Annotated in this window: 11 protein-coding genes; 3 read left to right on the top strand and 8 right to left on the bottom strand. The window is 73.2% G+C overall.

The genetic code is table 11. The annotated features are described in order from the left end of the window. The 4 genes from ABZW03_RS29605 to ABZW03_RS29590 form a co-directional block, all read right to left on the bottom strand. Window positions 1–504 (bottom strand): hypothetical protein (locus ABZW03_RS29605; RefSeq protein WP_355264841.1); only part of this gene is annotated, 504 nt, incomplete at its 3' end. Beyond that, the gene (locus ABZW03_RS29600) at window positions 501–1,175 is read right to left on the bottom strand and encodes a hypothetical protein (protein WP_355264838.1); all 675 of its coding nucleotides are present in this window, start codon (window positions 1,173–1,175) and stop codon (window positions 501–503) included. The genes ABZW03_RS29605 and ABZW03_RS29600, both read right to left, overlap by 4 nt. A gap of 42 nt (window positions 1,176–1,217) precedes the next feature. Continuing rightward, entirely contained in the window at window positions 1,218–1,730 is a 513-nt protein-coding gene (locus ABZW03_RS29595) for a DUF1990 domain-containing protein (RefSeq protein ID WP_355264835.1), read from the bottom strand. After that, window positions 1,727–2,614, bottom strand: coding sequence for a YndJ family protein (locus ABZW03_RS29590; protein ID WP_355264832.1), 888 nt, complete (start codon window positions 2,612–2,614; stop codon window positions 1,727–1,729). Before ABZW03_RS29590 ends, ABZW03_RS29595 begins: the two co-directional genes overlap by 4 nt. Window positions 2,615–2,803: 189 nt before the next feature. On the opposite strand from ABZW03_RS29590, the gene ABZW03_RS29585 reads away from it, so the two are divergent. Beyond that, window positions 2,804–3,073: a DUF1876 domain-containing protein gene (locus ABZW03_RS29585; RefSeq protein ID WP_355264829.1), complete on the top strand. Its 270-nt coding sequence runs from the start codon at window positions 2,804–2,806 to the stop codon at window positions 3,071–3,073. A gap of 330 nt (window positions 3,074–3,403) precedes the next feature. Here ABZW03_RS29585 and ABZW03_RS29580 read toward each other — a convergent pair whose 3' ends face one another. The 4 genes from ABZW03_RS29580 to ABZW03_RS29565 form a co-directional block, all read right to left on the bottom strand. Continuing rightward, window positions 3,404–3,844, bottom strand: coding sequence for a PPOX class F420-dependent oxidoreductase (locus tag ABZW03_RS29580; RefSeq protein WP_355264826.1), 441 nt, complete (start codon window positions 3,842–3,844; stop codon window positions 3,404–3,406). Window positions 3,845–3,875: 31 nt separating this feature from the next. Next, entirely contained in the window at window positions 3,876–5,486 is a 1,611-nt protein-coding gene (locus tag ABZW03_RS29575; protein ID WP_355264823.1) for a cytochrome bc complex cytochrome b subunit, read from the bottom strand. A gap of 248 nt (window positions 5,487–5,734) precedes the next feature. Next, window positions 5,735–7,261, bottom strand: a complete 1,527-nt coding sequence (locus ABZW03_RS29570; RefSeq protein ID WP_355264820.1) for an MFS transporter — start codon at window positions 7,259–7,261, stop codon at window positions 5,735–5,737. 179 nt (window positions 7,262–7,440) lie between these two features. Beyond that, window positions 7,441–8,118 carry a TetR/AcrR family transcriptional regulator gene (locus tag ABZW03_RS29565; protein WP_355264817.1) on the bottom strand — a complete coding sequence of 226 codons (678 nt, stop codon included), beginning with the start codon at window positions 8,116–8,118 and terminating at the stop codon, window positions 7,441–7,443. A gap of 220 nt (window positions 8,119–8,338) precedes the next feature. Here ABZW03_RS29565 and ABZW03_RS29560 point away from each other — a divergent pair, with 220 nt between their 5' ends. Then, entirely contained in the window at window positions 8,339–8,920 is a 582-nt protein-coding gene (locus ABZW03_RS29560; protein WP_355264814.1) for a Uma2 family endonuclease, read from the top strand. A gap of 122 nt (window positions 8,921–9,042) precedes the next feature. Beyond that, entirely contained in the window at window positions 9,043–9,831 is a 789-nt protein-coding gene (locus ABZW03_RS29555; protein ID WP_355264811.1) for a VOC family protein, read from the top strand. Window positions 9,832–9,953: the final 122 nt, after the last annotated feature.

Raw genomic sequence — 9,953 nt, 5'->3', positions numbered from 1 at the left:
GTCGGCCCCGGGCCCCCCCTGGCCGGTCGGGACCGCCACCGGCGGGCCCTGCTCCCCGCAGGCCGGGCAGCCCGGCAGCTCGGCGCCGTCCAGCAGCGCGTTCTGCCGCCGGACGTAGTCGGGCAGGCTCAACGGCGGGTGCAGGAAGGGGTCGTGCTGCCAGGCCGCGTCCGGCGAGCCCCACCAGCGCAGGTGCCACCAGGCCGTCTCCGGCGGCAGCCGACGCCCCGACCGCTTCTGCGCCCGGCGCTGCTCCGCGTACTCCTCGGCCCGGGCCCGCCACAGCTCGCGCGCCTCGTGCAGCTCCTCCACCGCGCGGACCAGCGCCTCCGGGTCGGTCTCCAGCCGACGCGGCACCCGCGCGCTGACGGTGAGGTGGTGGTACGTCGCCCGCAGGCCGTACGGGGCGAACCGGGTCAGGCAGGTCCGCAGCGCGCTGTGCCGCCGGTACGGCGGGAGCGAGGCGTCGTGTACCCGGGCCCGGTGGGTGTGGAAGCTGGTCATGCCGGCGGTTCCAGGTCCAGCGCCCGGGCGAGCGCGGCGGTCACGGCGGCGGCGTGCCCGGGCAGCTGCTCCTCGGCCCAACTCGAGGCCAGGGCGAGGAAGTCGCGCAGGTCCCGCTCGGCCCCGGCGAGCAGTCGGCGCAGCTCGTCCACCGGCAGCTCGATCACCGGCTGCTCGGTGCCCGGCGGTTCGGCCGCCGCGCCGTCGCGGTCCTCGCCGAACCCGGCGTCCTGGGTCAGCCGGACGACCCGGCCGACGCGCTCGGCTCGGGCGTCGGGGTCGTGGCCGAACCAGGCGGTGCCGGAGCCGTCCGTGACGTTCAGCCAGCCGCGCCAGTCCTCCAGGCCGCTGCAGCAGCCCGGTTCGAAGACCGCGCCGGTGGCGGAGTCGGTCACCACCAGGCCGCCGGGGGCGTACGGGTCCGGCTCGGTGAGCAGCCCGTGCAGGAAGGCGCCCACTGGGTCGGTCGGCCGGGGCCCGCGCTCGTCGGCCTGCTCGGGGTCGGGCTCGACGTCGTTGCGGTCGGCCAGTAGCCACACCGCCGTGCCCACCTCGGCCGGCGTCAGCCGTCCGTTCAGGGTGAGGCTTCCGTACGGCTCGTGGTGGCCCGTCGGCCAGAGCGCGAAGCCGTCGGGGGCGAAGATCTCCAGGACCGGTCGGATCGACATCATCCGCCGATCATCCTGCCCGGACCACCGTCCGACCAGCGGTTTTCACCCGGCGTCGGCCGCGATCCGGGCCAGCACGCGCCCGCAGCGCCGGGCGAAGGCGCGCTGGGCGAGCGGGAGCAGCGGGCCGGCCAGCCGGGCGTACCGGGCGACCGGGCGGCTGAACGCGGTGACGGAGAACCGGACTCGCCCGTCGGGTGCCAGCTCGACCAGGAAGGTCTCCTCGCCCCGGGCCAGGTGCCCGGCCCTGGTGCCGTAGGTGAAGCCGTACCGGTCCGGGCCGTCGACCGTGGCCAGCACCCGGTTGGGGGCGCCGGCCCGCAGCGGGCCGAGGCCGATGGCGCAGTGCACGGCGACGCCCGGGGCCGCCCGGTCCGCCTCGGCGTCGATCCGGACGCCCGCGAGCCGGTGCATCCGCCATTCGAGCAAGGCGGCGCCGGCGGCGGCCAGCGCGGGGCGGCCGTGGCCGATGAGCGCGCTGTGCCGCAGGTGGTGGTAGCCGGCGGGCAGCTCGCCGGTGCGGCTGGCGCCCTGCTCGGGGTAGCTGTAGTCGTTCATCGGGCGGCCTCCGGGGCCTCGGTCGGGGTGGCGGCGGTGGTGACGGTGGCGTTCCGGTCCGCGGCGATCCGGCGCCAGGCGAGCAGGGCGCAGAGCGCGAAGCCGACCGCGTTGCCCACGCCGTGGGTGGCGGCCATCCAGGCCAGGGTGGGGTGGGGGAGTCCGGCGGCCCGGCCGAGCGCCCACCACAGGGCGAGCACCATGGTGAGCGCGAGGACGGCCGAGGAGACGGCGAGCAGCCGGGCGGTGGTCCGGTCGCCGCCGCGGGGCCGCAGTTCGCGCCAGGTGACCAGGCCGACCAACCACATGCCGGTGGTCAGCACGGCGGCCCCGGCGAACTGCCACCAGTTGCCGAGGAAGTACCCGGCCAGCACCAGGAGGGTGCCCGCCGGAACGCTGAGCGCCGCGCAGCGGGCCGCGCTGGAGCCCGGGCGGGCGGCGCGGCAGACCAGTCCGGCGACCAGGGCGGCGGTGAACCCCGCGTAGTGGAAGTGCGGGACGGTGAGCGCCAGGATGTGCGGCTCGAAGCCGAACAGCGGGTAGCCGGAGCGCTCGGCGACCAGGGCGACCCCGGCCACCGAGGGCGCGGCGAGCGCGGTGAGCACCGCGACCTCGGCGGGCGCGAGCGAGCGGGTGCGGGCCAGCCGCAGCGGCGCGTGCAGGGCGACGGCCAGGGTGCCGAGCGCGTAGAGCGCGGCGCAGCCCGTGGCCAGGCCGCCGCGGGGCAGCCAGAGCGAGAGCGCGCCGGGGACGGCGGCGATCGGCCACAGCCGGCGGACCCGGGCGAGCCCGGGCTCGTCGACCAGGGCGAGGCCGAGCGGGACGACGGCGCCCATGCCGAGCAGGATCAGCAGGTCGACCAGTTCCGTGGTGCCCTTCCCCATCGCGGGCACACCCCCTTGAACGCGTTCAAATGCTTGCGTCGCCGACTCTACGCGGCCGCCTTGAACGCGTTCAACTCGGTCCCGGCCCTGGCTCCGAATCCCACCCCCGGTGCCGCCCGGAGCGGCTGGCCTGGTGTTCGCGGTGGGGGCGGCGCACCCTGGAGGAGTAACCGATGGAGGTGATCCGCCATGCAGACTCTGGTCGGTTGGCACATCGAGATGGAGTTCCGCGAAGAGGGGCCGCGGACCAGCGCCGCCGCGCTGCTGCGGCTGAGCGACGGGACCGAACTGCGCGCCCACGGCTACAGCAGCCGCCACCCCTCGGACCCGGAACAGCTGAGGGTCGGCGAGGAGATCGCGGGGGCCCGCGCGCTCAACGAGCTCGCCTCGCAACTGCTCACCAAGGCCCACGGCGAGATCCAGGAGGTCAGTCCGGTCCCGACCCACCCGCTGTCCTGACCCGGCGTCCGAGACGGGCCTCCGAGGCGAGCGTCCGAGACGAGCGTCCGAGACGAGCGTCCGAGACGAGCGTCCGAGACGAGCGTCCGAAACGAGCGATCGAGACGGGCCTCCGAAACGAGCGTCCAGGACGAGTGTCCGGGACCGACCTCCGAAACGAGCGCGATCGAGACGATCGTCTGAGACGGCCTCCGAGACGAGCGTCCGAGACAGGCCTCCGAGACGAGCGTCCGAGACGAGCGTCCGCAACCGCCCCGGAACCGCCGAGTGCCGGGGTCGCCCTTCCCGGGCCCCGGCACTCGACGGCACGTCGGCGAGACCGACGACCCGTCAGTTGACGCAGTAGTCGGACGGCGGCTGCCACTCCGGGCCGACCAGCCGCTGTTCCAGTTCGCTGAGCGTGATCCGGATGCCGACCGTCCCCGCCAGCCCCACCCGGAACCGGCTGCGGGCCAGCGCGATCAGCGCCGTCAGGCCGTACTTGTTGATCAGCGAGGTGCGGTAGCGCGCGGTGTCGTCGGCGTCGCAGAGCCGCGCCCGGGCCGGGACCCGGCGGCCGGTGGGGCGCCCGTGGGCGTCGCAGGGGCCGATCAGCACCCGGGGGTGGCGGCGGATCCGTTCGGCCTCGCCGGAGTGGGCCGGGGTCCAGACCCCGAGCGCCGAGCCGTCCGGCACCACCCAGAGCTGCGACTCCGTGCGGCTGCCGTCCTCGTCGAAGGTGGTGAGCAGCAGGTACCGGCTGTCGGCGAGCCGGTCGGTTCGGTGGTGCACCTGTCCTCCCTGTGCCATCGGGGGGTGCGGGTCAGTGCCCGTGGCCCTCGGTGATCTCGCGGAACTCCTCGGCGGTGGGCTTGGGGACCTGCGCGTTCTCGCCGTGGAACCCGCGGGAGAGCCGGGTCCGGGTGCGGGTGAGCACCCCCGCCGGGCGGGCCACTCCATTCTCGTCCACCGGGGCGGGCAGTTCGAGGGGGCGGGGCTGTTCGTGCGCCGTGAGCCGGTGCAGTTCCCGCGGCGAGAGCCGGGCGTGCACCTCGGTGAACTCGCCGTGCGGCAGGCGCTTGATGACGCCCGTCTCGCGCCCGTGCAGCACCTTGTCGCGGTCCCGCCGCTGGAGGCCGAGGCACCAGCGCTTGGTGACGACGAAGACCACGACCGGGACGACGAAGAAGCCGACCCGGGCGGCGTACGTGATGGCGTTGAGCGACAGGTGCAGGTGGGTGGCGATCAGGTCGTTGCCGCCGGCCACCAGCGCCACCAGGTACACGCTGATCCAGGCGGCGCCGAGCGCGGTGCGGACGGGCGCGTTGCGCGGCCGGTCGAGCAGGTGGTGCTCCCGCTTGTCGTCGGTCACCCAGCTCTCCACGAACGGGTAGACCGCGATGGCGCCCAGGACCAGCGGGAACAGCGTGAACGGCACGAGCACCCCGAGGTTGAGGGTGTGCCCCCACAGCCCGATCTCCCAGCCGGGCATGATCCGGATCAGGCCCTCGGCGAAGCCCATGTACCAGTCGGGCTGGGCGTCGGTGGAGACCTGGTCCGGACGGTACGGGCCGTACGCCCAGATCGGGTTGACGGTCGCGATCGCCGACACCAGCGCGATGATGCCGAAGACCAGGAAGAAGAACCCGCCGGCCTTGGCCATGTAGACCGGCATCAGCGGCATGCCGACGACGTTCTTCTCGGTCCTGCCCGGGCCCGCCCACTGGGTGTGCTTGTGGTAGAAGACCAGGATCAGGTGCGCCACCAGCAGGCCGAGCATGATGCCTGGGACCAGCAGCACGTGGATGGTGAAGAACCGCGGCACGATGTCGTGGCCGGGGAACTCCCCGCCGAACAGGAACATCTGGACGTACGTGCCGACCAGCGGCACCGCGAGGATCGCGCCCTCGATGAACCGGATGCCGGTGCCGGAGAGCAGGTCGTCCGGCAGGGAGTAGCCGAAGAAGCCGTCCAGCATGCCGAGGAAGAGCAGCAGGAAGCCGAAGACCCAGTTGACCTCGCGCGGCTTGCGGAACGCGCCGGTGAAGAACACCCGCATCATGTGGACGAACATGGCGGCGACGAAGACGATCGCCGCCCAGTGGTGGATCTGCCGGATCAGCAGGCCGCCGCGCACCTCGAAGCTGATGTCCACCGTGGAGGCGTAGGCCTCGGACATCGGGACGCCCTTGAGCGGCACGTACGAGCCGTCGTAGATCACCTCGCCCATGCTGGGCTTGAAGAACAGCGTCAGCCAGACACCGGTCAGGATGATGATCAGGAAGGTGTAGAGGCAGATCTCGCCCAGCATGAAGGACCAGTGGTCCGGGAAGATCTTCCGCAGGTTCGTCCTGGCCAGGGTGTAGATCCCCAGCCGGCCGTCCGCCCAGTCGGCGGCCCGCTGCCCCCGCCCAGGGCTCTGATTCCGGGTCATGTGCACGCACCTCGGTCCGAAGGAAACGGGGAGGAGTCCCCGATTCGCACTGGCGCCCACCCTAATCGGGGAGTGATCCCCAGTTCTACCCGGGGTCGCTTTCCCCTCTCCTCCTGCCGGGCCGGAAGACGGCGAGCGGCCCGCCCCGGGAAACGGCGAGCGGCCCGCCCCGGAAACGGCGAGCGGCCCGCCCGGTGCCGTGGAGGACACCGGACGGGCCGCGTACGCACCCGAGAACCCCTGGGGGGTCAGTGCACCAGCACCGGCACCTCGTTCTCCTTCACCGCGCCCGTCCCCGAGCCCGCCGCGCCACCGGGCCGGCCGGCGTTGACGAAGGTGAAGGCGACCGCGGCGGCCGCCACCAGGATCCCGAAGGACACCCAGATCGCGGTCGAGAAGCCGTGCACCATGCCCTGGAACTGGAGCGCCTTGGCGGCCTCCGGCGAGGCGGCCGCGGCGGTGGCGTGCGAGGCCAGCCAGCTCGTGGTCGCGCTGGCCGCGATGGTGTTCAGCAGCGCGGTGCCGATGGCGCCGCCGACCTGCTGCGAGGTGTTGACCATCGCCGAGGCCACGCCCGCGTCGCGCGGCTGGACGCCGTGCGTGGCGAGGCTCATGGCCGGCATGAACGCGGTACCCATGCCGAGGCCCATCAGGACCAGGCCGGGCAGGATCAGCGCCGGGTAGGAGCTGTCCACGCCGATGTGGGCCAGCAGGAACATGCCGGCCGAGGCGACCAGGAAGCCGGGCGCCATCAGGTAGCGGGCCGGGACCCGGGTCATCAGCCGGGCGCCGATCTGGGTCGAGCCGGTGATCATGCCCGCCACCATCGGCAGGAAGGCCACGCCGGTCAGCACCGGGCTGTAGCCGAGCACGATCTGCAGGTAGTAGGTCAGGAAGAGGAACAGACCGAACATGCCGATCACGGCCATGCCCAGCGACAGGTAGACCCCGCCGCGGTTGCGGTCGAGCACCACGCGCAGCGGCAGCAGCGGGGCCTTGACCCGGAGCTCCACCAGCACGAAGGCGGCCAGCAGTACGGCGGCCGCGACGAACAGCCCGATGGTGCTGCCGGACGACCAGCCGGCGGACTCGGCGCGGGTGAAGCCGTAGACCAGCGAGACCAGGCCGGCGGTCACCAGCAGCACGCCGGGGACGTCCAGCTTGTTGCGGTTGCGGCCCTCGGCGGGCTCGCGGATCACCATGACGGCGCCCACGGCGGCCACGATGGCGAACGGGATGTTGACGTAGAAGGTCCAGCGCCAGTTCAGGTACTCGGTGAGCAGGCCGCCGAGGATCAGGCCGATGGCTCCACCGCCACCGGCGATCGCCCCGTAGATGCCGAAGGCCTTGGCGCGCTCCCGGGCCTCGGTGAACATCACCGCGAGCAGGGAGAGCGCGGCGGGTGCGAGCAGCGCGCCGAACACGCCCTGCAGGGCGCGGGCGCCGAGCAGCATCGCGGTGTTGACCGCGGCGCCGCCGAGGGCGGAGGCGAGGGCGAAGCCGGTCAGGCCGACGATGAAGGTCCGCTTGCGGCCCCAGAGGTCCGCGATCCGGCCGCCGAACAGCAGCAGGCCGCCGAAGGCCAGCGCGTAGGCGGTGATCACCCACTGGCGGTTGCCGTCGGAGATGCCCAGGTCCTGCTGTGCGGACGGCAGGGCGATGTTCACGATGGTCGCGTCGAGGACGACCATCAGCTGGGCGAGGCCGATGAATATCAGCGCCTTCCAGCGCCGGGGATCGGGCAGCGTCGCCGGTCGGGCGTCGGTTCGGGGCATGGGGTACTCACTTCACGGTGCGTGTGGTGTGCGTGCGGTGTGCGTGAACGGTCGAGCGCCGTACGGCGACGACGGGTCGCTGTGCGGGCGGGGTGCGGTGGCAGGGCGTGCCGGGGCGCGGCGGCGCGACGGCGCGCAGCCGGGCGGTCGGTGCCGGTGGTCGGTACTGGTGGGTCGGGTCAGTTCTGGGGCTGGAGGTCCTCGAAGGTCGCGGCCCGGCCGGGCAGGACCGAAGGGGCCGGCGCGCGCAGGCCGTCCAGGAAGATCTGCAGGTGCCGGTGGACGAACTCGTCGAGCACGAGGCAGGACGTGTTCGGCAGCGGCCGGGTCAGCTGGCTCATCGCGATGAACAGGTCACCGTGGTCGACGTCGGCCCGCAGCTCGCCCGCGGCCCGGGCGCGCTCCATCAGCCCGCCCACGGCGGCCTGCAGGCGCTCCCGGATCTCGGTCAGCTCCGGGTCGAACGGGTCGACGTGGTTGCTGAACAAGGGGCAGAGGCCGCCGACCTTCTCCCCGACGGACGCGTGCGCGAACCGCTGGAGGGCGTCGAACGGGCCGCCGCCGTCAGGACCGTTCGCCTCGGCCGTCGCCGTCTCGGCGAGGGCCAGGATGCGGTTCTTGACGAACACCGCCACCTCGTGGATCAGCGCCACCCGGTCCGGGAAGTTCCGGTACAGCGTGGCATTGCCGACCCCCGCCCGCTTCGCGATCTCGTCCAGCGGCGCGTCCGCACCGTGCTCGACGAACACGTCCCGGGCCGCCAGCACGATCCGCTCCCGGTTCCGGCTCGCGTCCGCACGCAACTTCGGCGTACGCACACTCCCGGCGGGACGGGCCGACTCGGCGGTGGTGGTCACGACGACTGCTCCTCATCAGGATACCGGGGAAATTCTCCCCGCTTCTGCCAACGTACTCGGAAACGGGGAATCCGTCCCCGGAATTTCCCCTCCCGACGTGACCTGCGCCACACCGTGGGATGGGTCGGCCGGCTCGGCTATCGTCGGTCCAGAACGGCCCGTAACCACTCGTCGGGGACCTCGTTGACCCGAAGGGTGTCCAGGCGAAGGAGGAAGGCCCGTGACTGCGATCTCCGAGCGCCCGCAGATGCTGCCCGAGCAGTTCGAGGAGTTCGCCCGACACCTGGGCCGAACCGTCGAAGGCATCCGGCTGGAGTTCATCAACGGGAAATTGGGGATCAAGCCCGTGCCAGACGGCGACCACGGCCGCATCGTCCAGTGGCTCCTGCGACGCTGCATTCAGGCCCGGCCGGAGCTCTACCTGCACGATCAAGGGCTGAAGCTCGAGGGCTACCGGGACGGGCGCGCCCGCCCTGACGGCACACTCGCGGATGCCGACGCCTTCGTCGGGTGCGGGGACTGGGCGCCGACCAGCGGGGTCCTGATGGTCGCGGAGGTCACCTCGTACGACTCCGACACCGACCGCCGCGACCGCGTCGAGAAGCCCCGCGCCTACGCCGAGGCCGGGATTCCCGTCTACCTCCTGATCGACCGGGATTCCGCCGAGGTCGTCGTCCACAGCCAGCCCGACGGCGTGCGCTACGAGACCGTCCACACGCTGCCCTTCGGGAAGGCCGTCCGGCTTCCCGAGCCCGTCGGGATCTCGCTGGACACCGAGCCGCTCAAGAACTGGGTGCGCTGATCCCGGGCATGGCTTCCCCGGGGCGGTGCGGGCGGCGGCCTAGGGTGTGGGTGTCCCGGGCGGCCGGTGGGCCGTCGGAGCCGGGAGGGGCCCGGCGGTCGGGCGGGTGGAGGAGGTTCGCGATGGGCAGCGGTGAGACGGTCGCCAGGGTGCGCTGTGTGGCGGCCGTACCGTGCTGGGTGAGCCTGATGGCCCGGGACCTGGAGGACGCCAAGGGCTTCTACGGGCCGCTGCTCGGCTGGGAGTTCGAGTCCAGGCCGGACCGCTTCGGGCCGTACGTGCACGCGGTGACCGGCGGGGAGGCGGTGGCCGGGCTGGGTGCCGCCTGCGGTGGGGCGATCCCGCTCGCGTGGACCAGCTACTTCGGGACGGAGAGTGCCGACACCGCCGCCGACGCGGTGCGCGAGCGCGGCGCGACCCTGGCGGTCGGCCCGCTGGCCTTCGACGCCGGGCGGGTGGCCTTCGCGGCCGACCCGGCGGGCGCGGCGTTCGGCATCTGGGAGGGCCCGCTGGGCCGGGCCCGGAAGCTGGACCTGCCCGGGGCGCCGGTCTGGATCGAGCTGCGCACCCCGGACCCGTTCGCGGCGGCGCTGTTCTACGGCGAGGTGTTCCGCTGGGACGGCCGCGACCCGGAGCGCTTCGACGTCCGCTGGGAGCACGACCGGGTGGTGCTGCGCGCCGAGGGCCACAGCGTCGCCGCGCTGGCCAAGGAGCAGGCGGGCGGCCCGGCCGGGACGCCGCCGCACTGGGAGGTGTCCTTCGCCGTCCCGGACACCGACCGGGCGCTGGCCCGGACCGTGGAGCTGGGCGGCGGGGCGATCGGCCCGGCCTTCGACACCCCGTACGGGCGGGTGGCCCGGCTGCGGGACCGCGAGGGCGCCCGGTTCGCGGTGATCAGCCCGAAGAACTGACCAGCCCGAAGTACTGACCAGCCCGAAGAACTGATCAGCCCGAAGAACTGATCAGTCCGAGGAGCAGGCCTGCATCCAGACCCGCATCCGCTCGAAGAAGGCCAGCCGCTCGGGGACGTCCC

This window comes from Kitasatospora sp. NPDC004799 (genome assembly GCF_040609095.1).
GTDB lineage: Bacteria > Actinomycetota > Actinomycetes > Streptomycetales > Streptomycetaceae > Kitasatospora.
Note: the sequence above shows the minus strand (reverse complement) of the source record. Positions and strands in the feature narration are given on the sequence as shown.